The following is a 22,922-nucleotide window of genomic DNA, read 5'->3' as shown; positions in this document are numbered from 1 at the left end:
CATTTCGTGAAGCCCATCCTGTGCGAAGGGATCGTAGCCCGAGGGAGGAGAAAAAAGCCCCCGGCATCCGCCGGAGGCTTCACTAAGACGCAAACGCGATTACAATTGTACGGGTTGGCCGGACTCGACCGAGCGGTAACCGGCGAGCGCCACTTCCGCGGAGCGCAAGCCGTCTAGCCCGCTGATCGGCACCGGCTTCCCTTGCAGCACCGCATCGACGAACCCTTTGACCAAATATTCGTCCATCCCGTCGCCCCAGAAGCTGTAGACGCCCTTGCCCACATCGTTCGTGTACAGCTCGTTCTTCTGCGCGAACGAGTCGACCGTGATAGCGCCTTTCGTGCCGATGATCTCCATCGTCACGTCGCCCCATGTCGGGAAGGCCTTCGGCCGCGACCAGCTCGTATCGATGACGCCGAAGGCGCCGTTCGCGAACTTGACGTGAATCATCCCCGCATCGTCGATGCCGGCTTCGGGGTGGAACACGCTGGCAGCATATGCATACACTTCGTTCACCTTCGAGCCGATGATCCAGTTCATCAAGTCCATTACGTGAACAGTGTGATCGAGCAAGGCGCCACCGCCGGACAAGGCTTTGTCGACGAACCAGCTGCCTGGGAACGAGCCGCGGTTCGTACCCTTGATGGCGACGATATCGCCGATATCGCCGCGGTCGACCGCCTCTTTGGCCTGCACGACGGCGGTGATGTACCGGCACGGGAAGGCGGTCATGAGCTGCACGCCATTCGACTCGCACGCGTCGATCATCGCCTGCATCTCCTCGACCGACAGGCCGAGCGGCTTCTCGCACAGGACATGCTTCTTGGCGTTCGCCGAATCGATCGTAAGCCGGGCGTGATGCACATTCTCCGAGCAGATCACCACAGCGTCGATATCGGTCTTCAACAGTTCCCGATAGTCCGAGTAATAGGCGATGCCGTGCTTGGCCACGACGTCCGCGACACGAGCTTCATTCTCGTCCGCAATTCCCGCGACTTCCACCTCCGGAAGCTCCAGAAGCGAATGCAGGTAGGAGAACGCATGGCCGTGTGCGAAGCTGATCATCCCTACTTTTAATTTCTTACTCATCCTACGGCACCTCCCAGCAGTACGGCACGTCCGGTCCGAGCGGATTCTCTCGCCGCGTTCGCGATCTCCAGCGCTTTATAGGCGTCGCGTCCGGTCACCACAGGCTCGGCGTTCCCCCGGATGCAGTCGATGAAGTGCTGCAGTTCAATGTAATACGGGCTATGGATCGACGGGCTCTGCGGCACTTCGACGAACCGGCCGGCTTCGCCGTCGACCGCAGCCTTGCGTACTTGCAGCGAGCTGGAGGTCGCGCTGTCCGCGCGGACGACTCCGTTCGAGCCGGCGATCTCGGCGGCGGTCCGGAACGCGCCCGGGTACCCCCAATACGCTTCGAGGTTGGCCACTGCGCCGCTCTCGAATACGAGCGTAGCCAAAGCATAGTCCATGTTATTGTCGGTATGCTTCATGCAATACACCGATTTCACTTCGCCGAACGTCCAGCGTGCGAAGTCGATATCGTGCACCATCAAATCCACGATCACGCCGCCGCTTTTGTCCTCCTCTTTGAACCAAGGACGCACGTTGCCGGGATGACCGCCGATCCGCTTGAAGTGAGCCACGCCGATCGTGCCGAGCTTGCCGGCTTCGACCGCGTTCTTCATTTGTACATAATCCGGGAAAAACCGCACCACATGCCCTACGAACAGCTTCACCCCATGCTTCTCGCAGCTCTGGATTACCGCTTCCGCATCTTCCAGCGACAATGAAATCGGCTTCTCGCTGATGACGTGAATGCCCCGCTCCGCGGCTTTGATCGCATATTCCTTGTGCAGATGGCTGGGCAGCGTCAAGCTGACCGCTTCCGGCGACACCGCTTCCACCAAAGCTTCAAACGAAGGAAACGCTCGCGAGTTCGTATTGCGTGCCAGCTCTTCCGCCAGGGCAAACTCGATGTCGCATACCCCGACCAATTCGACGCCGGCCATCCGGGTATAGGCATGGGCATGAATACGCCCCATCCCGCCGGATCCCACTACGGCTACTTTCATTTCGATTCTCCTTCTTTGTGCTAATCTGAATTTCATGATACCCTACTAGTGACAAGATACAATGATTGCAAGGCATGTGACTATGCCGCTATTTGTCCCGTTTGTATCCAAATTTGCCATTGCCCCGAGCCCGATCGAAAGCGCGGTGAAACCCGATGGAAATTTTCAAAGAGCCGATCCACTACCAGAACCCGCAGCTGTGCATTAAAGTGATGGAATTCAAGGTGGTGGAGAAGGAGCAGCAGCTTCATTCGCGGTGGCATTATCACAAGGAAATCGAATTCGTCCTCGTTCGCGAAGGCAGGCACGAGATTCACACCGTGAACCGCGTCTACCGCCTGTACCCCGGGGACGTCGTAGCCGTCGGCTCCTCGCAGCTTCACCTCGGGCATAAGGTCGGCGACGAAGATATGCGGTGCGTTGTGTTGCATTTCGATCTGCAACCTTATTTCGATCCCGCCATGATGATGTATTATCGGCATTTTACGGAAATTTACCATCCGCTCGAGGCGCTCAACTATATTTTCCTGGAGAATGAACCGGTCAAGCAGGAAGTGGCCCGCATCATCCTCGCCATCCTGGAAGAGATCAGCGAGAAGCCTAAGGGATACGAGATTGCGGCGAGCATGCACATCAAACATCTGCTGCTGACGCTGCTGCGTGGCGATCGAAAAGGGCTCCTGCAGGGACATGAAGGCGTGGACGCCGCGGTTATGAAGAGGATTATCGACTATGTGGACGAGCATCTGGCGGAGAAGATCCGAATGGAGGACGTCAGCCGGCTGGTCGGGATGAGCTATACGTATTTCTCCAAGTATTTCAAAAAAGGGATCGGCGACTCCTTCACCGATTACGTGAATTTGCGGCGCATCCGCAATGCGGAGCGGCTGCTCGTCACGAGCGACCGAAGCGTCACCGATATTGCGGCTGAAGTAGGCATTCACAATATGGCGCATTTTTATGAGTTGTTCAAGCGACATAACGGCTGTACGCCAAAGGAGTATCTGCGGAGGCTGAGGCGGGGGCCTCTATAATGGGGAGGTATGTCCCGCAACGAAACGGCAAGAGTACCGTCCGACAACCAGACGGTACTCTTAGTAATTCTTAACGGTTCTTCATCGGAATGCCTCTAGCGACACTCCGATTGGCATCGGCGCCGGCTTGTCGCATGCGCTCTGCATTTCGTAGTGCTTCCCTTGGTCGGAAGCGTCGTGGAATCCGTGCATCGCCTCGAGCACGTGGTAAGCGAGCTCGCCGGACGCGCGGTGCGGCCGGTCTTCTGCGATTGCCCGCGCCATGTCGAGTACGCCGAGCCCCCGCGCATTTTCCGCAAAGCCATGCGTGAGCGGGATCTCGCTCCAATCCTTCGCGTCCTTGCGGCGAATGAACACAGGCCCTCCGAACGTGTTCGGGTCGGGCACCTTCAGCGTGCCTTCGCTGCCATAGATCTCGATACGCGGCAGATCCGCGCCGCCGAAGGCGTCGAAGCTCGTGATAATCGTGCCGGTGACACCGTTATGGAAGTCCATCACGCCCGTTACGTGCGTCGCTACTTCTACGTCGATCAGCTGCCCGAACTTCGGCTGGCTCAGCACGGTGCGCTGCGGATACGACGTCTTCACGGATCCGGTCACGCGCCGAATCGGTCCGAGCATCGCGATAAGCGCGGTCAAGTAGTACGGCCCCATGTCGAACATCGGACCTCCTCCGGCCTTGTAATAGAACGCCGGGTCGGGATGCCAATGCTCATGCCCGCGGCCGACCATAAACGCCGAGGCGCCGATCGGCTGCCCGATCCACCCGTCCTGGATCAGCTTCACGCACGTCTGAATGCCGCCGCCCAGGAACGTATCAGGCGCACTGCCGACGCGCAGCCCACTGTCGCGGGCCGCCTGCAACAGCGACTGGCCTTCCTCGCGGGTGACGGACAGCGGCTTCTCCGCATAGACGTGCTTGCCGGCGCGCAGCGCGGCAAGCCCTACCGGCGCATGCGCCTGGGGAATGGTGAGATTGATCACAAGGTCGATCGAAGCATCGGCCAGCAGCTCATCGACGGTGTACGCATGCGCGAGACCGTATTCAGCCGCCTTCGCTTGGGCGCGCGATACATCCAAGTCCGCCGCAGCGACGACTTCCAGCGAGCTGTACAGCTTGCATGTTTTGAAATAGGCGTCGCTTATTTTGCCGCAGCCGATCACGCCGACCCGCAGCTTCTTCGCAGAGATTGCGCTCAAGGAAACTCCTCCTTCATTATAACGGGTCCCGGTCAGCGTGCCGCCCACACCATGCCGCGCTTCATCAGCTCCAGCACTGGCGGCATCGCTACGATATTGGCCTGATGGCCTAGCGAGCAGTAATACACTTTCCCCGCTCCGTACTTCTTCGTCCAGACGACCGGCATGAGCACGTCGCTCCCGCCCGGTCCGTAGCCCTCGAACGTCGTCGTGGCCAGCACGTCGATCGCGGGGTCGACATGCATGTAATATTTTTCCGAGGACACTTCGAAATCTTCAATGCCCCGCACGAGCGGATGGTCCGGCTGCCGCATGTTGACCGTATAGCGGACGCCGTCGTTGCCCGGATGCGCCACCCATTGGCCGCCGACCATAAATTGGTACTCTACCTCCATGCGGAACGAATCCCCCATGCCGCCGTGACAGCCGGCAATGCCAGTACCATTCTCCTTCACCGCCTGGAGCAGCGGTCCGAGCTGGTCCTTCCCGATTGTACCCATCGTCCAGATCGGCACGATCAAGTCGACCGCCTTCAGGCTCTCCGCATCCTTGAACCGGTCCAGCGTGTCGGAGATTTCCACCTCGAACCCGGCGTCCTGCAGCAGACCCGCGAGCAGACCCGCCACTTCCTTCGGTTGATGTCCGTCCCAGCCGCCCCATACGATCAGCGCTTGTTTTGCTTGCATGTCACCGGTCCCTCTCTTTCTTTCTCGTTCTATTGTCAGACACTCGCTTACAGCTCGTTCACCCCGACCCAACGCCGCTCGGCGATGGACAGGTCGACCGCTTCCAGCACCTGCTGGCACTTGACGCCGTCATGGAAGTTGGGTACCGGCTGGCGGTCCTCCTTCAGCGCTTCCATCAGCTCCAGCACCTCATGCACGAACGTATGCTCATACCCGATCGTATGTCCCGGCGGCCACCAAGCCTCCGCATACGCATGAGCCGGATCAGTCGCGATCACGCGGCGGAAGCCTTGTACATCCTCAGCATCCTCTGTGAAATACACTTGCAGTTCGTTCATCCGCTCGAAGTCGAACTTGATGCTGCCCTTGCTGCCGTTGATCTCGAACGAGTTCGTGCACCGGTGTCCCGGCGCGAAGCGGGTCGCCTCGAAGCTGCCCAGGGCGCCGTTCTCGAATCGGGTCAGGAACAGCGTCGCATCGTCGACCGTGACGGGGCCGCGAGGGCCGTCCTTGCTGCCTTGGGCGCTCAGGCCGGTCATCGAGCTCGGCATCGGCCGCTCTTTGATGAACGTCTCGCTCATGCCGATCACCTCGCGCATATCGCCGACCAGATAATGGGCCAAGTCAATCAGATGGGCGCCCAGATCCCCGTGCGAGCCCGAACCGGCCACCTCCTTCTGCAGCCGCCAGACGAGCGGGAATTCGGGATCGACGATCCAATCCTGGAGGAACCAGGCGCGGAAGTGATAGATTTGGCCGATCCGGCCTTCGTCGACCAGCTTCTTGGCCAGCCGGACGGCCGGTGCGAACCGGTAGTTGAAGCCGACCATATGCTTCACGCCGGCTTCCTCCGCTACCTGCAGCATGTCGCGGGCGTCCGCCAGCGTCAAGGCGAGCGGCTTCTCGCAGAACAAATGCTTGCCGGCCCTGGCGGCCGCGACCGCGATCGCGTGATGCGCATCGCTCGGCGCGTTGATATCGACGACGTCGATGTCGTCGCGGCGGATCAGCTCGAACCAGTCGGTCTCCGCCGATTCCCAGCCGAATTGCCGGGCCGCCTGCTGCACGCCTTCGGCGTTCCGGCCGCAGATCGCCTTCATGACCGGCTTCGCCGCCTGCGGGAAAAACATCGGCAAATCCCGGTATGCATGGCTGTGCGCCTTGCCCATAAATTTGTACCCAATCATCCCGATTCGCACTTCTCGTGTCATCTCGATCCCTCCCTATGGGTTCTCGTTCTGCTCAGACTCCCGCCCGGAACGGGACGAGCGCCTCGTTCAATTCTCTCGTCGCCGCGTAGACGCGCCGATAAACGCCGTACAGCGCCTCGTACGTCTCGATCGCCTCCGGCCGAGGCACGTACGTGGCGGCGCGCTTCAAGAATGCGGCTGCGCACTCCGCGAGCGTCGGGTACCAGCCGCAGCCGACGGCGGCGAGCATCGCCGCCCCCATGCCGGGGCCTTGCTCGCTCTCGAGCTTCACGATGTCGGCCCCGAAGATGTCGGCCTGCATCTGCAGCCAGGCCTCGTTCTTGGCGCCGCCTCCGATGGAGACGAGCGAGGCGACGGGGTGCCCTGCCGAGCGGAGGATGTCCACCGACTCCCGCAGGGAGAAGGTGATGCCCTCCAGCACCGCGCGGGTCAGATGCGGCAGCGAGTGCGTAGCGTCGAGGCCGATGAAGCTGGCGCGGATGTTCGCATCCGCGTGAGGGGTGCGTTCCCCCGCGAGGTACGGGGTGAACAGCAGCCCGTCTGCGCCGGCCCGCACCCGGGCGGCCGGCTCGAGCAGCCGGTCGAAGCCGGCGTCCGGCGCGACCGTCTCCTTGAACCACTGCAAGCTGTAGCCCGCCGCGAGGGTGACGCCCATCGCGTAATACGCGCCCGGCTGGCCGTGGTTGAACAGATGCAGCCGGCCGCCGTAATCGGCGCTCCCGTCCGGCTCATACGCCAGCACGACGCCGGACGTGCCGATGCTCACGAGCGTCTCGCCGGCGGACAGGATGCCGGCGCCGATCGCGCCGCACGCATTGTCCGCCCCGCCCGCGAAGACGCGGGTGCGGGGCGACAGCCCCGCGCGCCGGGCCATGTCCGGCGCGAGTGCGCCCGTCTCGGCCGTCGGCTCGACGAGCGGCGGGCACAGCGCCGGGTCGATGCCGACCGCCGCGCAGATGCGCTCGCTCCAGCGGCCGCTCGCGACGTCCAGGAGCAGCGTGCCCGCCGCATCGGACACGTCCAGGGCGAGCGTGCCCGTCAGCCGGTAGCGGACGTAGTCCTTCGGCAGCACGAACACCGCTGCCCGCGCGTACACCTCCGGCTCGTGCCGCTTCACCCAGAGCAGCTTCGGCAGGGTGAAGCCTTCGAGCGCGCGGTTCTTGGCGATGGCGAGCAGCTCCCCGCCCAGCGCCGCCTCGATCTCGCGGCATTCCGCCGTCGTGCGGGTGTCGTTCCACAGAATGGCCGGCCGCAGCACCCGATGGTCGCGGTCCAGCAGGACGAGCCCGTGCATCTGCCCGGAAAAGCTGAGCCCCTGCACGGCGTCCGCCGGGACACCGCTCTCTCGCATCAGCCGGCCGAGTGCGGTCAGCGTCCCTTCGACCCAGTCCTCCGGGTTCTGCTCACTGTAGCCCGACTGGGGCTGGTGCAGCGGGTACGATTTGGTCGCTTCGGCCCGGACGCGTCCGGCTTCGTCGACGAGCAGCGTCTTGACCGCGCTCGTCCCCAGATCGACGCCAATGACGTAGCTCATTACTTGTCCGCCTCCAACAAATATTGGTTCAATACGGCCTTGAGCCTTTCCTGCCGGCCGGAAATGTTCGAGATCGGGCGATTCTCGAGCGCATACTGCTCGAGGCTCGCCAGCGTCGCGCGGCCTTCCGCGATATCGCGTCCGATGCCTTCGCGGAACGAGGCGTACCGACGATCGACCGCCTCGTCGAACACGCGGTCTTCGATCAGGCGAGCCGCGACCTTGAGCCCCTTGGCATAAGCGTCCATGCCGGCGATATGCGCATAAAACAAGTCTTCCGGCTCGAAGGACGCACGGCGCACCTTCGCGTCAAAATTGATGCCGCCTTTGCCCAAGCCGCCGTTCTTCAGTACCTCGTACATCGTCAGCGTAGTGGCGTACAGATCGGTCGGGAACTCATCCGTGTCCCAGCCGAGCAGCAGGTCGCCCTGGTTCGCATCGAGCGAGCCGAGCATCCCGTGCAGCCGGGCGACACGCAGCTCGTGCTCGAACGTGTGGCCGGCTAGCGTAGCGTGGTTCGCTTCCAGGTTCAGCTTGAAGTGAGCTTCGAGCCCATAACGCTGCAGGAAGGCGATCGTAGTCGCCGCGTCAAAATCGTATTGATGCTTGGTCGGCTCCTTCGGCTTCGGCTCGATCAGGAATTGGGCGTCGAACCCGATCTCCCGCGAGTAATCGATCGCCATCCGGTACAGGAACGCGAGATTGTCCAGCTCCAGCTTCATATCGGTATTCAGCAGCGACTCATACCCTTCCCGGCCGCCCCAGAACACATAGTTATCGGCGCCCAGGCGCTTGCCGATCTCCAGGCTCTTCTTCAGCTGCGCCGCCGAGTAAGCGTATACATCGGCATTGCTCGTCGTTCCCGCCCCATGCACGAACCGGGGGTGCGTAAACAGGCACGCCGTGTTCCACAGCAGCTTAATGCCCGTCGACTTCATATGCTGCTCCATCAGATCGACGATGACGTCGAGATTGCGGTTCGTCTCCTGCAGCGTCTCGCCTTCGGGCGCGATGTCCCGGTCGTGGAAGCAGAAGTACCGGAGCCCCAGCTTCTCCATTAGCTCGAAAGCCGCTTCCACGCGAGCCTTGGCGAGATCCATCCCGCTATAGCCGTCCCATGGACGGATCGCGGTCGCGGTACCGAACGGATCGCTGCCTCCTCCGGTCAGCGTATGCCAATACGCCATCGAGAAGCGAAGATGTTCCTCCATCTTCTTCCCGGCTATCACTTGCTCGGCTTGATAATGTTGAAACGCCAACGGATTGTTCGAACGGCTTCCCTCATAGGAAATTCGCCCGATCGATGCGAAGTAGCTCATGCCCAGCCTCCCGTTTATAAATGTATATAACCTCAATCTTGCTGCTATAATCATAACAAAGCGGCCCGACTTTGTATATCCATTAAACTAAGTTTCGCTGAATTATTATTGTACTTTGCTTCATTGTATTCTAAACTAGCTTTATTAGATCAACGGATATACTAAGAGGAGTAGACATTCGTGCGGACAACAGGCGATCAGCAGTTGGTCAAAAAAATTAACAAATCCATCGTGCTGGAGACGATCCGCACCGACTGCCCCTTGTCGCGGGCACAGGTGTCGGAGACGACGGGCCTGAACAAAGGGACCGTCTCGACGCTCGTGAACGAGCTGATCGAAGCCCATCTCGTCTACGAGATCGGCCTCGGCCAGTCGAGCGGCGGGCGCAAGCCGATGATGCTTCATTTCAACAAAACGGCCGGGTATGCGGTCGGCATCGACCTGGGGGTCACGTATATTCTAACGGTCTTGACAGACCTGGACGGCCACATCGTGGCGGAGCATCGTCTGCCGCTTGGCGTCCAGGAGCCGGAGCCGGTGCTGGAGCAGCTCGTGCGGCAAGTGCGCACCCTGATCGAGCGGGCGCCGGTCAGCCCGTACGGTATTATCGGCATCGGGATCGGCGTTCCCGGCATCGTCGATGCGGAAGGCACGATCCTGTTCGCCCCGAATTTGCACTGGGAGGCGTTCCCGCTCCGCGAGCGGCTGGAGCGCGAGTTCGGCCTGCCGGTCACGATAGACAACGAAGCGAACGCGGGTGCGCTCGGTGAGAAGCAATACGGTGCCGGGCGCACTTCCGACGATCTCGTGTACTTAAGCGTCGGGACCGGGATCGGGTCCGGCATTGTCCTGGGCGGGCATCTCTTCCGCGGGTCGCACGGATTCTCCGGCGAGATCGGCCATACGTCGATCGAGTCGAACGGGAAAAAATGCAGCTGCGGCAATCGCGGCTGCCTGGAGCTGTACGCCTCCGAGGGGGCGCTCATGGAACAGGCGCGCGCGATCGGCGCCGCCAGCTTCGACGCGCTCGTCGACATGGCGGAAGCCGGTCAGCCGGAAGCGCTCCAGCTCTTCCATCAGACCGGCGAATATCTCGGGATCGGCATCGCCAATATTATCAACACATTCAATCCACAGCTCATCCTGATCGGCAATCAGATGGTCCGGGCGGAGGCCTGGCTGCGCAACTCCATCCTTCGCGTGGTGAGAATGCGGTCGCTCTCCTACCATCGGGAAGGGCTCGACATTCGGTTCGCGGAGCTCAAAACCCACTCTGCCGTAAGGGGAGCGGCCTATTATGCGATCTCCGCCTTTTTGTTCAAGGACCGCGTTACCCTGTAGCAGTTGCAGACAAAAGTCCCCCTCCTATCGGTTATCGGAGTGGGGACTTTCGCATAGGTGGTTTAATTAATCGCAGTCACGACGACATTATCAATCGCGATCGTTTGACTATACGATCTTGCGCCGATTTGGCCGCCGCTAAAGCTCGTGTCCGTCAGGGAAATCTTGGCTGCGCCGTTCACATACCCGGTCAACGCCGAGCCGTTCAACTCCAGCTTAAGCGTATACGTGCTGCCTGCCGTTACGGCTTGATCGGCATCGCCGAGCAGGGTGTAAGTGCCGGCTGCTTTTTTATACAATTGCACTTTTCCCGACTGATGCAGCCTGAACATGTAATAATTGTTGTTGTCGACATAGCGGGCCAAGATGCCCGATCCGGCACTCGTATTATTATTGTATAGCTTGATGTCCGCTTTCACGGCGTAATTCGTCCACGCCGCATTGCCTGCGTAGACGAGCGCTTCGCCGCCGCTGCTCGAACTCGTCTGTTTGTATACTTTCGTTCCGTCCGTTACCACCGACCAGGCACCGCTCCCGGTGGTCCAACCGGTGGAATTGCCATCCTCGAAATCGTCGCTGAACAGAGTAGGCTGTGTAAGATGGAAATAGTCGAAATTCGCCGTAAGTCCCGTTCCCGCACAAGCGATCAACCCGACCTTCGGATTGGTCAGTTCGGCGGTTTGCGCGGTTCCGATCTGGTTATAGGTAACACCGTCTGCGGAATAGTACGCGCTGTAGCTGTTGCCGCTCTTAACAAGCCGGAGATAGGATACCGTCGAAGCGATCGTATCGGCCACCTCCGTATGCGTGCGCACACCGGCCACCTGTTTGTCGAACTGGAATTGATTGCCGCTGCCGTACAGCCGGGTCACGCGCAAATACGTGATGTCATCCACATAGACGATCAGACCGCCTTGCGACCATTGCGAGGTCGGCTTGCCGTCGAGCTTCGTTTCGATCGTCCAGTCCCCGCCAGGCGCGCCGGTGAGCAGGACGTTTTTCGCATCCGCCCTGCCTGCCAGATCCCCCGCTTCGCTCACGATCCGCATAGAGCCCGGATTCGCGCTCAAGGACCAGTTGGCGCTGTTCTCCCGGATCCAACGCCATTGCGAATTCAGCGTCGTGCTGCCAAACTCGTCGTTCGTTCCTTCGGGAAATACGGTACCCGTGCCGCCGGGCGCCGCGCTGTATTGGTACAATTCCAAATCGTCGAAATAAACCTCTCCGGTGCTGCCGCCTTTATACAAATATATCGTCGCGCTCGTATTGGAGCTGCCTGTCGTGAAGGTGATTTCTTTCCTCGAATACGAAGTCGATGTCACATGGGCGTCTATGATGCTGCCCCCGTAATTTTTCACGCCGAGCACCGCGTCGCCGCCACTTGCGCTGATTCCCCATCCGTACAATTTGTAGATCGTATTCGGATACAGGCCCACGACAGTTTGCTCGACCGACGCAGCAGCGCTCGTAAGCTTGGCGGCATACGTTCCGGAATGGGCGTTCACGGCTCCGATCGTCACCCCGCTGTTATGATTCGGCCAGTAGGTGAAATCGCCCGTTTCAAAGCCGGGGTTATTCAGCAGATTCACATCCGGCGGCGGCGACGGCAGTGGAGGAAGGTTATTCGGGTCGAGCCCAGGGCCGCCGTAAGCTCCGATATTCGGAGCGGCAGTCGCGGATACCGGATTGCCGTAATAGTCGCGCCCTCCGTTGTTAGTAATCACCTTGCCCGCCCCGATGGCCGGAGAGGTGTTTAACAGCTGGTAGCCGGCCAATGTAGTTTTGCCGATCCCGCCCGAATTCGGGGAAGCCAGCTGCGGATCTGCGGTAATCTTGTAAGGATCCGCCGGTTCGGTGGCCGGGTGGTTGCCGTAAAAGACGTTATGCTCGAAGACGTTGTTGGTACTTGTGGCGAAGGTGTAGCCGCCCGATCCCAGATTATAGATGATGTTATTGTAAAAATACGTGTTTTTGGCATACCCGCCCCAGTTGGAGTGATTGATCACCTTGGATTGGGACGTTCTGGGCAAATATACGGTATTGTTATACACATAAGTCGTATCCGGCGTTCCGTTGAAATTGAATACGGCGCCGCTGTCGTTCTGGCTGATGTTGTATCGGACGACGGCATTCGTATTGAAATTGCTCGTTTTCGTCCCGTCGTTCACCACCAGGAAGCCGCCGCCGGCGTTGTTGTGGCTGTAGTTGTACTGGATGATGGTGCCGTCGCTGTTATAATCCGCGTCAAAGGCCATGGCGTCGCCGCCCGCCGCCGTATTGTACACCTCGTTGAATTGAATCACATTGTTTTTGGCGGCAAATACCCACAGCGGCACATGGTAACCGCTCGCTCTGACGTGGGTGTCATGCACGATATTGTTCTCAATCAGACCGTTCGTCGTATTCAGCACGAAGGCTCCGTCGGCCGCCACATCGTAAATCAGGTTGTTGGTCACCTTCAGGCCTGTAGAATACTTGGTCTGGGCGCCGTTCAAATAGATGCCCACACTGTCCACCGTGTAAATTTTGCAATTGTTGATCGTTACGTCCGATACGTGGTAATCCCAGGCCGTTCCCCAGACGATAATGCCGCCGTTGTGGGCGTAGTCCGAGCCGACATTTCCTTTCACATTGTGAATATCCAAATTCTCGAACACAAAATGCTGATACACCTTCGGATTCGTCCAGGTGCCGCTGCTGCCGTCCAAATGAATGCCTCTGCGTACGCCTGCCGTTGCCGCATCGTTGGTGATCTCCAGATTGCGCAGCTCCCACTGCTCCTGGTTGTAGAAGTAGATCGCCGACGCAGCTCCCGCTCCAGCGATCAGCGGCTTGCTGCCGGTGCCGTACATGTCGATCTTGATCGGACTGCCCGCAGACCCGGAGCCTTGCGGGGACAGCGTGCCGGTCCACACGCCGCCTGCCTTGAACAGAATCGTGTCGCCCGGTTGAAACGTGATGGCGTTCACCTTGTCCAGCGTCTTCCACGCCGCCCCGGCTGATGTTCCCGCATTCGCGTCGTTGCCGCCCGCCGAGTCGACGTAGTATGCGGTCCCGGCGGCGAGCGCCGTTGCCGGAACGACTACAGGCGACATACTTGCCATCATGAGGAACAATCCCAGAAGCATACCCCAAAACCTGAACCTCATCTTGCCTTTCATCAACATGTCCTCCCTTATCCATTTTTTTATCTTAAAAAGCTGCCAACTCCCTTCTTGGAGAGACCGCTTTTAAGATCGGGATCTGTTTTCTCCACCCTCTCCTATCCGCTAGTAACCTTCCGGAACCGGAAGGAAGGAGACGTTCGTACGCCTTCCTTCCCCGATATCCGGAGTTTGATCGGCTATTCCAGACTCATGACGGATTCGATGGTTGCAACGGACTGCAGCCATGCATCCGCTTGACCGTCGTTAATCTTCTTCCCTCTTTGCGCTTCCACACTGTTGGCGAAAGCATGCAGCATGCCGGACACCGCCCGCTTATTCCCTCTGTTCCAGGAATCCATCGCATTGCCCAGCTTGGCGAGCAGCTCCGCCTTGACGGATGTTTCGAGATTGCGGCTCACGGATTCCGCGACTTCGGACATCAGATCGCTCGCCGTCACATTGCGAACGGTAATCGCGACGTTCTTGCCGTCCGTCAGTTCGCCGTCGCTCGCCTTGAACGCGACGGTGTAGCTGCCCGCCTGCGAATACCCCGGAGTCCACGTGAATTTCGCCGCTGCCGGATCGAATACCGCTCCTGCAGGCAGACCGTAAACGCTATAAGTCACCGTATCCTCATTCGGATCCGCTGCATGAATGACGATTTCAAGTGTCTTCCCTTCATTTACCGTTTGATCGCCGATCGGATCGAGCACGGGAGGAGTATTCCGTACGATTACCGTCATACGGGCCGTTGCCACGTTGCCGCTGCTGTCCTTAGCCGTGAAAGTGACAATGGTACTGCCTACCGGATACGCTATCGGAGCGTCATTCGTGACGGTCACGGGACCGTCAACAAGATCTGTCGCAGTCGCTTCTCCGAGTGTAACCGGAGTGAGCTTCGCCGTTGCCGTGACGGTGACGTCGGCAGGCGCCGTAAGGGTCGGAGGCGTCGTATCGATCACCGTGATTTTTTGCACGGCTGATCTCGAGTTCCCGTAAATGTCGGTCGCCGTCCAGGTTACAATCGTCGTTCCGAGCGGGAAGCCCGCCGGCGCGTCGTTCGCAATCGTGACATCGGATTCATCGGTTGCGGACGCACCCCCGATCTCGACCCCTGTTCGGGCCCCTGCCGCCTCCACTGTTTTGTCGGCCGGCGCCGTCAGCTCGGGCGGCGTCGTGTCCTGCTGAACTCCGTCCCAGATCAAGATATCGTCAAATTCTGCGTCCACCCGGCCTGCAAGAACCCCAATGGAGGATTTGTTCAGTTTGGTCGCGGACGACGTCGATAGGGTCGGGGTCCGGGAGCCGTTCACATATAGAGCGATGTTCGGTCCCGATGCTACAACCTTCAACGAATACCATTGCCCCACTTTTAGAGCGGCAGGCGCGGTTGCCAGTATGGTATTGACGGCGTTGACTCTTTCCCGTATTTCCCACTGGTCCGAAGCATGATTGTACCCGACCCGGATATATTGGCTATTGTCCGTATAGCGGAGAAGGAGCCAGATCTCGCCTGCGCTGCCGTTGAAGCTGTTTGCCTTGAACTTGGCTTCATAGGTGTAATCGGCGATTTTCATATTGACCGTACTGGATGCTCCGAAATTGGTATTGACCTTTTGCTGGTATACGTAATTTCCGTTATCGTCAGCCACCTGCCATGAGCCGGATAAAACCTTCCATTTGCTGGCGTTCGAGCCGACCGTTTCATTGGTGAAGAAATCGCTGAAAATGACACCCGAAGGCAGGGGGGTAACCGCTACGGAAGAAGAGGCTATCTTGCTTCCGTCTACAGTTGTCGCCGTAATGACAGCCGTCCCCGGTCCTACGGCCGTTACGGTGCCATAAACGTTCACGGTCGCCGCTGCAGCGTTGCTCGTGCTCCACGTCACCTGTTTGTTGTCGGCATCAAATGGCTCGACTGTGGCAGTCAGTGATGCGCTCTCGCCAACTCTCATTCTCACTGAGGATGGGGCCACCGTAACACCGGTTACCAGGATAGGAGCCGGTTTTTGGCCTTGCCGCATCACAAAGTCGTCAAACAAGACATCCGCTTTACCGGCATACACGGCAATTCGCCCCGCTTGCTTGACGGTTGCCAAGGATGTGCTCAGCGTCGGTGTTTCGGCACCATTCACATAGAGCGCGATTTTTCCCTCCCAGGCCGTCACCTTCAACGAATACCACTGCCCTATGTTCAGTGCTGCGGGGACGCTGGCCAGGCTGGTGTAAGCTCCATTCGCCTTTTGGCGGATTTCCCACCGATTGCCGGCCGCATTGTACCCGGCTTGAATCATATTATTGTTATCCGTCCATCGCAGACCCAACCAGATCTCCGATGTGCTGCCTCCCAAGTTATTTGCTTTGAATCTGGCTTCGTAGGACAAATTGTCGGCGCTCAGATTCACCGTGCTGTAAGCTCCGCTATTCGTATTGTTGGTTTGGCGGTACGCTTTGTTTCCGCCATCGTCGGCCACGATCCACGAACCGGAACCGACCGTCCATTCGCTGGCCGCCTTTCCGACCGTTTCGCCTTCCAGGTCATCCATGAAGAGAATACCCGGGGGAAACTCCGTAACTTCTACGGCACAATTCGCCGTCTTGCCTCCATCGACTGTCGTTGCGGTAATCGTTGCCGTCCCTTTGCTTACCGCCGTTACTTTTCCGCTATTGTCCACCGCAGCTACGGCAGGATTGTCCGAGCTCCAAGTTACCTGTTTATTATCGGCATACGAAGGCGTAATGCTGGCCTTCAGCACGGCCGTCTTGCCGGCTCGGAGGCTTAACGATGTTTTATCGAGCGCAACCCCGGATACCGGAACCGGCGCAGGTGGAGGCGGCGGCACGATACCGTCGGTGATCACATGGAAATAGTCGAAATCCGCGGTAAGTCCCGTTCCACCGGCTACGATCAGACCGATCTTCGGATTGGCGAGAGCGGCCTGCTGCGTAGACCACAGCTGGGTATAAGTGACGCCATCAGCCGAATAATAGCCGCTATACGTATTGCCGTACTTGATAATTCGAAGATAAATCACCGGCGAATCGATCGGATCGGACTCCTCTGCCGAAGACCGAACCAGATCGATCTGCTTCGTGAACTGAATCTGGTTTCCGCTTCCGTACAGCCGGGTCATTCGAAACCACGTGGTGTCGTCCACATAGACAATCAACCCGCCCTGCGACCATCTGGAAGTCGGTTTGCCCTCCATCCTGGTCTCGATCATCCAGTCCCCGTCCGGAGCTCCGGTTATCAGGATGTTCTTGGCCGTAGTCTGGCCGTCCACGATGTCCCCCGCTTCGCCGGCAATCCGCATGGATCCGGGCTTCGCGGTCAATGACCAGTTGGCGCTGTTCTCCCTGATCCAGTGCCACTGGCTGTTCAATTCCGCGCTGTCGAACTCGTCGTCCGTGCCCACCGTAAAGACCGGTCCGCCGTCTCCGCCCGGAGACGAACTGAATTGAAACAATTCCACATCGTCGAAGTAAACGTCGCCGCTTCCGCCGCCTTTATACAAGTAAATGATCGCGCTCGTATTGGAGCTGCCCGTCGTGAACGTGATTTCTTTCCTCGTATAGGAGGTTCCGTTGAAGTGGACATCTATGGCGTTGCCGCCGTAGTTTTTCACGCCGAGCACCGCATCGCCGCCGCCAACGCTCTTCCCCCAAGCGTACAATTTATAGATCGTATTCGGATACAGACTCACGACGGTCTGCTCGACACCTGCGGCGGAACCGGTCACCTTGGCTGTGTAAGTTCCGGTATGGGCATTGCCGTCAGCCGTAATCGATGCTCCGTTATAATGAATCGGCCAGTTCGTGAATTCTCCCGTTTCGAAGCCGGGATTTTTCAGCAGGTTCTCCTCCGTTGGCGGCTGGGGCAGCGGCGGAAGGTTGTTCGGATCGAGCCCAGGCCCGCCGTATGCGCCGATATTCGGAGCGGCGGTCGCGGATACCGGGTTGCCGTAATAATCCCTGCCGCCGTTGTTCGCCATCACCTTACCCGCTCCAATCGCCGGAGAAGTGTTCAGCAAATTGTATCCAATCAGCGTATCTTGGCCGATGCCTCCCGAACCGGGGGAAGCCAGCTGCGGATCCGCCGTAATCTTGTAAGGATCCGCCGGCTCATTCGCCGGGTGGTTGCCGTAAAACAGGTTGTTTTCAAATACATTGTTCGTGCTGCTCGCAAAGGTGTAGCCGCCCGATCCAAGGTTATAAATAAGATTGTTGTAAAAATACGTGTTTTTGGCATACCCGCCCCAGTTGGAGTGATTGATCACCTTGGCTTGGGAAGTTCTGGGCAAATACACGGTGTTGTTGTACACATAAGTCGTATCCGGCGTTCCGTTGAAATTGAATACGGCGCCGCTGTCGTTTTGGCTGATGTTGTATCGGATGACGGCATTCGTATTGAAGTTGCTCGTTTTCGTACCGTCGTTCACCACCAGGAAGCCGCCGCCGGCGTTGTTGTGGCTATAGTTGTACTGGATGATGGTTCCGTCGCTGTTATAATCCGCGTCAAAGGCCATGGCGTCGCCGCCCGCCGCCGTATTGTACACCTCGTTGAATTGAATCACATTGTTTTTGGCGGAAAACACCCATAGCGGCACATGGTAACCGCTCGCTCTGACGTGGGTGTCATGCACGATATTGTTCTCAATCAGACCGTTCGTCGTATTCAGCACGAAGGCTCCGTCGGCCGCCACATCGTAAATCAGGTTGTTGGTCACCTTCAGGCCTGTAGAATACTTGGTCTGGGCGCCGTTCAAATAGATGCCCACACTGTCCACCGAGTAAATTTTGCAATTGTTGATCGTCACATCCGATACGTGGTAATCCCAAGCCGTTCCCCAGACGATAATGCCGCCGTTGTGGGCGTAGTCCGAGCCGACATTTCCCTTCACATTGTGAATATCCAGATTCTCGAACACAAAATGCTGATACACCTTCGGATTCGTCCAGGTGCCGCTGCTGCCGTCCAAATGAATGCCTCTGCGTACGCCTGCCGTTGCCGCATCGTTGGTGATCTCCAGATTGCGCAGCTCCCACTGCTCCTGGTTGTAGAAATAGACCGCCGACGCAGCGCCCGCTCCGGCGATCAGCGGCTTGTTGCCGGTGCCGTACATGTCGATCTTGATCGGACTGCCCGCAGACCCGGAGCCCTTCGGGGACAGCGTGCCGGTCCATACGCCGCCTGCCTTGAACAGAATCGTGTCACCCGGTTGGAACGTGGTGGCGTTCACTTTGTCCAGCGTCTTCCATGCCGACCCCGGATCGGTTCCGGCGTTCGAATCGTCCCCGCCGGACGAGTCGACATAATACACATTGCCTGCCGCATGAACGACAGACGGTCCAGCCATCGGCATGATGCATGCCGCCACGATGGCCGCAATCAGGAGCATCGTGAAAAACTTGTACTTACCCACAAATCGTCCTCCTCAAGCTTCACATATTTATCTTGGAAAGCGACTGCATGCACTAGATTTTATGCAATCGCTTACAAGACTGAAAGAAAGGAATATCATTGCAAAGCGATCTGTCCATAATGGTTTTGGTTAATCTCGACCCGCGCTTCGTCAAGGAGCTTGTTCAGATACGCTTTGTAAGCACTGTCCATATAACTGTTCCAGACTGTGCGCTCGCTCTCTTCATAGCTTTGATACCCGGTTGCCTCCCTTACCGTCACCTGGATCAAGACAAATTCGCCCTGAGCCGCTTCATCGAATACGGGACTGGTATCTCCCGCCTTCATGTCGCCGGTCAATGCCGAATAAAGCGCCGGACGGGTTTTGAAATAACTTCCGGCCGTATCGCGGTTGAGTTCCTCTTCGCTGTATCGGACCGCAACCGATTCGCTTCCAGACTGAAGCTGTGCAACAGCCTCCTTCATCGACTTCCCCTGATCGACAAGCTGTTTCATCCTGCTCAGCAGCTTCTTCGCAGCTTCCTTCCGCTCATCGGTACTGGTCCCGGTTCTGGCTTCCCTGTAAGATACCGCAGCCTTTTGAAAGCGGACGGTTTCCTCCTTGACGAACAACGTATCCTTGAGCTGCTCATAATGCCTCCGCAAAGCTTCGCCGGTCGGCTTCCGTTCATTCTCGGACAGCTTCTCCTTCAGTGCGTTGCGAAGCTTGCTCATGTAATCGTTCATAAACGCGCTCTCATCCAGCCGGACGGGACCGTATACAGGCTGATGAGCTTTTACGGCGGCCGCCCTTCTCTTATTCTCCTTCTCCATCTCGCCCAGCAAATCGTCATAGGATGTTCCTTGGATCAGGCCATACCGCTTGGCCAACTCCAGCTCGAGCTTGGAAACGACGGTTTCGTCCAGCGCCCGTTTCTTGACCATTGCTCCCGGGTTTTCTCCGTTGAAATCGGTTTTCCAGAACTGGCTGTCGTATTCCGCGCCGTATGTTCGATGGAAATAGTCGATGACCGTTGCTCTTTGCCCATCCAGAGCCCACCTGAACTCCTGCTCCGTGATCGGAACGCCGTCCACCGTAGCGATGACCGTTTGCTGCGGGACCACCCATGCCAATGTATGGTAGCCAACAACGGCTATTGCCGCAGCAGCCGAACAGGTGAGAGCGATCATTACGGCAATAAGCGGACGCTTTCTGAACCTCATCAATCTCATCACCTCACTCCGTTTCATACTAATGCGCATCTATCTTGCCTAAATCGTATTACAACGAATCCAGCGGGGTAAGTGATAAAATTTTAAGAACATATCGAAAATATTTAAGATCCCGCCGGTTTCGGCCGGAACGCTCCCCAACACTCGTCTCACATATTGAAATTAAGAATCTTCTGGCGGCCGCCAAGCTTCAAGTACGTTAATCCGCTTCCGTAAGCCGCTTCAGCATAGCGGTTGCGGATCAGCGGAAAACCTCCCGGTTCCGGCACGGGCTTCCCTTCCGCCATACAAGTCTCCTCCCAACCGAGTTGCAATGGACCGGCCGCAGGAGAGCAATAGAGGATATCCTCGCCCTGCTCGGTCAAACCGGTAGTGGACACCGCCTGAATAAACGCTTCGAAAGACCCGTAGCTCTCCCGATCGCCCGCCTCGATGAGCCAAATGTTGCGTTTTTCCAGGCACAGCAGCTCCCTGTCCTTGTATTTGCCTGTTTTCGTCTTCGTGTAAGGCTTCAGCGAATAGAGGGCGACATAGGCATCGTTCTTGCGCCCGAATATCCATTTCCCCGCTTCGAAGATTTCGTCCATGTCTTTTGCCGGGAAATAACAGTGCGTATAACCTGCCGTTTCGTCGATTTTGTAAATGTAGGCTAATACATTTTTGTAAGCGATCGTTTTCGGCATGCGATATTGTCCGCCCCAGTAGGAAGGCCGGGTCGTCTCGGACTTGTTGTCGAAGCAGGTGACGAAGACCGGCACGCTGCCGTCCAGCAGCACTTGCCCGGCTTGCACTTGGTGGCCGAAGCGTCCCTGATGCGATTCGACCAAACCGGAAACCATATAGTTCTTCGTGCGGTACGTGGAGCAATTCACACCGCCTAACCCTTCATGCGGGAAAAGCCCCATCCGGGTCAAGGTATGGCACTCCTCCCCGGAATTCGCGATCGCTTCCAAGTACGGATCGGGCGAATAAGAGCTGTCCGTCAAAGCGGCTGCGCCGATCGACAGCCGGTCCCCCCGCAGCCATTCCCTCCCGCCGAACAGAAGCCAGTTGATGTGGCCCATCGACTCCAGCTCCGGATGAATGACCGTATCTTCATAACATCTGCCATGGGTTGTTCCCATGACTCCCTTATAGCTATGGGTGGCGACGATGATGCCGATCAGGTCAAGCAGCTGGCGGGCGAGTATCCGGATGTAGCTGTTCTCCTCGGCAAAATCATACAGATTGAGCAGCGCCAGCATATCTTCCTCGTAGTACGTGTTGGAGTGCCATTCCATAAAGCCGTACGTGCCCTTCTCCTTGATCCACCGCTCCGCCATCGCCTTGCCTTTCTGAACGTGAAAAAGCCCGTTCTGATTGCTGTTCGGAAAGTTTTCAGCCGGAAACAGCAAGCCTGCCAAATATTCCGCGCTGTAGAAAAGAATTTCGTGATTTTCCGAGCGGGTGAACATCATCGATGTACCGGGTTCGTCCTCCCAGTACTTGAAACCCAGAATGCATTGCTTCATGGATTCCTTCAAATGCGGCGGAAGCGTTTCACTATTGCGGTATCGGAAGTACATCCGCAGCAGCCCGTGCATCGCAAAGTCCGCGCAATCGTACCGGCTATTGATAAACTGAATCGTCTCTTCGACCGCTTGCACGTCGACTTCCTTGCCCATCCGCAATTTCATGAATTCGTGGTAAACGCCGTTCAACCGGCTACGCTTCATCTCTTGCGAAGAGGCGTACAGCTCCGCCAGGAACTGCTTGCGCCGCGGGAAGTCCGCTTCTGCAGGACGGTCGATGAAGCTCACATAATGGAACGTCAGCCGCACGCCTTCCACGCGACTCCCGTCTTCATGCTCATAGTCGATCTGCAGTGCGTATTCCCCGGGCGCCGTCAATTCGGTGCAGCCGCACAAGCCGACCTCGGATTGGTCCGCCGCGAGCGAAAGACGGGTTTCCCGCACGGACCGGTCTGCCTGCTTTCCCCCTCGGTCGATTTCGATGATGGAAAATACCCATGTGCCCCTTTGCGACAAAGGTTCGTCCAGGTGCACCGCAACATTGTCGTGGCGTTGCAAAACATGCCGTACCATATAAAATTTGAGCAAATCGGCCTCCACCGCTTCTCGGGTGGCGGCATCCAGCTGCAGCGGCAATTCGACTGCGAATTCGGTATCCTCCACCACTAGCATGAACGAATTCGTACAATGCAAGTGCACATTGAACAGCATAACCATACAAGGATTCGTTCCTTGCGACAGCTCCGCCTCGAACCGGAACTCGCCTTCCACTCTCCCCAGCTGCCGCTTATGAAATACTTCCTGGCCGTTAATCGTCACAACCGCACTGCCCGCAACCCATAACTGAAAGCGGTACGTCCCGCTTCGGTTCACGATGATCCGATTATACGCATACGTAGCGAGCAATCGGGCATGTTGTCCGTAACGCGCCCATGTCATTTTCGGCTCTGACGGGTCCGTTCGCTTGTATGCCCAAACCAGGGTTTGTCCGAACCTGTTCAGGGACTGCCCTTCTGTAGGCCGGCAATCGCGCATATCCTGCACCGCCTTCTCCATCAGCGGCAAATACGGCTCCACCGGGACCGCGTAATTCGTGCTGTACAGCTCCGATACATCCAGATCGTAAGGACCGGCGTAAATCCATTCCCGGACAGGCTGATTGCGGCTTTTATCAAACACGTTCAATACCCTCTCCTCCCCCATCTCCAATAAGAAAAATGGAGCGTAC

At 57.9% G+C, this 22,922-nt stretch carries 13 protein-coding genes; 2 read left to right on the top strand and 11 right to left on the bottom strand.

Annotation, left to right across the window (positions count from 1 at the left end):
- Positions 1-99: 99 nt before the first annotated feature.
- Positions 100-1,089: a Gfo/Idh/MocA family protein gene (locus ACI5FR_RS16115; protein WP_405456013.1), complete on the bottom strand. Its 990-nt coding sequence runs from the start codon at positions 1,087-1,089 to the stop codon at positions 100-102.
- Positions 1,086-2,078 carry a Gfo/Idh/MocA family protein gene (locus tag ACI5FR_RS16110; RefSeq protein ID WP_405456011.1) on the bottom strand — a complete coding sequence of 331 codons (993 nt, stop codon included), beginning with the start codon at positions 2,076-2,078 and terminating at the stop codon, positions 1,086-1,088. Before ACI5FR_RS16110 ends, ACI5FR_RS16115 begins: the two co-directional genes overlap by 4 nt.
- A gap of 155 nt (positions 2,079-2,233) precedes the next feature.
- Between ACI5FR_RS16110 and ACI5FR_RS16105 the strand changes: the two genes are divergently transcribed.
- Entirely contained in the window at positions 2,234-3,112 is an 879-nt protein-coding gene (locus ACI5FR_RS16105) for a helix-turn-helix domain-containing protein (RefSeq protein WP_405456008.1), read from the top strand.
- A gap of 81 nt (positions 3,113-3,193) precedes the next feature.
- Here the strand turns inward: ACI5FR_RS16105 and ACI5FR_RS16100 are convergent, their stop codons facing one another.
- From ACI5FR_RS16100 to xylA, 5 genes are read right to left on the bottom strand one after another with little or no spacing between them, the layout of a single operon-like run.
- Positions 3,194-4,312 (bottom strand): Gfo/Idh/MocA family protein, encoded by a 1,119-nt coding sequence (locus tag ACI5FR_RS16100; protein ID WP_405456005.1) that lies wholly within the window; start codon positions 4,310-4,312, stop codon positions 3,194-3,196.
- Between the two features lie 32 nt (positions 4,313-4,344).
- The gene (locus ACI5FR_RS16095; protein ID WP_405456003.1) at positions 4,345-4,998 is read right to left on the bottom strand and encodes a ThuA domain-containing protein; all 654 of its coding nucleotides are present in this window, start codon (positions 4,996-4,998) and stop codon (positions 4,345-4,347) included.
- A 47-nt stretch (positions 4,999-5,045) separates the two neighbouring features.
- Positions 5,046-6,209: a Gfo/Idh/MocA family protein gene (locus tag ACI5FR_RS16090; RefSeq protein WP_405456001.1), complete on the bottom strand. Its 1,164-nt coding sequence runs from the start codon at positions 6,207-6,209 to the stop codon at positions 5,046-5,048.
- A gap of 31 nt (positions 6,210-6,240) precedes the next feature.
- A complete protein-coding gene (xylB, locus tag ACI5FR_RS16085; RefSeq protein ID WP_405455999.1) occupies positions 6,241-7,743 on the bottom strand; it encodes a xylulokinase in 1,503 nt (500 codons plus the stop codon).
- Positions 7,743-9,062, bottom strand: a complete 1,320-nt coding sequence (gene xylA, locus ACI5FR_RS16080; protein ID WP_405455998.1) for a xylose isomerase — start codon at positions 9,060-9,062, stop codon at positions 7,743-7,745. The genes xylB and xylA overlap by 1 nt, the downstream gene beginning before the upstream one ends.
- 180 nt (positions 9,063-9,242) lie before the next feature.
- On the opposite strand from xylA, the gene ACI5FR_RS16075 reads away from it, so the two are divergent.
- A complete protein-coding gene (locus tag ACI5FR_RS16075) occupies positions 9,243-10,403 on the top strand; it encodes an ROK family protein (RefSeq protein ID WP_405455996.1) in 1,161 nt (386 codons plus the stop codon).
- Positions 10,404-10,465: 62 nt separating this feature from the next.
- Here the strand turns inward: ACI5FR_RS16075 and ACI5FR_RS16070 are convergent, their stop codons facing one another.
- From ACI5FR_RS16070 to ACI5FR_RS16055, 4 genes are all read right to left on the bottom strand, one after another.
- On the bottom strand, positions 10,466-13,564 hold the full coding sequence (locus ACI5FR_RS16070) for a beta-xylosidase family glycoside hydrolase (protein ID WP_405455994.1): 3,099 nt from the start codon (positions 13,562-13,564) through the stop codon (positions 10,466-10,468).
- Between the two features lie 182 nt (positions 13,565-13,746).
- Positions 13,747-18,972, bottom strand: coding sequence for an Ig-like domain-containing protein (locus ACI5FR_RS16065; RefSeq protein ID WP_405455992.1), 5,226 nt, complete (start codon positions 18,970-18,972; stop codon positions 13,747-13,749).
- A gap of 95 nt (positions 18,973-19,067) precedes the next feature.
- Positions 19,068-20,174 carry a hypothetical protein gene (locus tag ACI5FR_RS16060; RefSeq protein ID WP_405455990.1) on the bottom strand — a complete coding sequence of 369 codons (1,107 nt, stop codon included), beginning with the start codon at positions 20,172-20,174 and terminating at the stop codon, positions 19,068-19,070.
- Positions 20,175-20,332: 158 nt separating this feature from the next.
- Positions 20,333-22,879: a hypothetical protein gene (locus ACI5FR_RS16055; protein ID WP_405455988.1), complete on the bottom strand. Its 2,547-nt coding sequence runs from the start codon at positions 22,877-22,879 to the stop codon at positions 20,333-20,335.
- Positions 22,880-22,922 lie beyond the last annotated feature (43 nt).

The sequence above is a fragment of the Paenibacillus sp. HJGM_3 genome (assembly GCF_045062745.1).
Classification (GTDB): domain Bacteria; phylum Bacillota; class Bacilli; order Paenibacillales; family NBRC-103111; genus Paenibacillus_AA.
This window is presented reverse-complemented; position numbering and strand designations above follow the sequence as displayed.

Coding starts and splice junctions, on each gene's coding strand:
- ACI5FR_RS16115 (WP_405456013.1), bottom strand. CDS start 1,089: ATGAGTAAGAAATTAAAAGTAGGGATGATCAGCTTCGCACACGGCCAT.
- ACI5FR_RS16110 (WP_405456011.1), bottom strand. CDS start 2,078: ATGAAAGTAGCCGTAGTGGGATCCGGCGGGATGGGGCGTATTCATGCC.
- ACI5FR_RS16105 (WP_405456008.1), top strand. CDS start 2,234: ATGGAAATTTTCAAAGAGCCGATCCACTACCAGAACCCGCAGCTGTGC.
- ACI5FR_RS16095 (WP_405456003.1), bottom strand. CDS start 4,998: ATGCAAGCAAAACAAGCGCTGATCGTATGGGGCGGCTGGGACGGACAT.
- ACI5FR_RS16090 (WP_405456001.1), bottom strand. CDS start 6,209: ATGACACGAGAAGTGCGAATCGGGATGATTGGGTACAAATTTATGGGC.
- xylB (WP_405455999.1), bottom strand. CDS start 7,743: ATGAGCTACGTCATTGGCGTCGATCTGGGGACGAGCGCGGTCAAGACG.
- xylA (WP_405455998.1), bottom strand. CDS start 9,062: ATGAGCTACTTCGCATCGATCGGGCGAATTTCCTATGAGGGAAGCCGT.
- ACI5FR_RS16070 (WP_405455994.1), bottom strand. CDS start 13,564: ATGAAAGGCAAGATGAGGTTCAGGTTTTGGGGTATGCTTCTGGGATTG.
- ACI5FR_RS16060 (WP_405455990.1), bottom strand. CDS start 20,174: ATGAGGTTCAGAAAGCGTCCGCTTATTGCCGTAATGATCGCTCTCACC.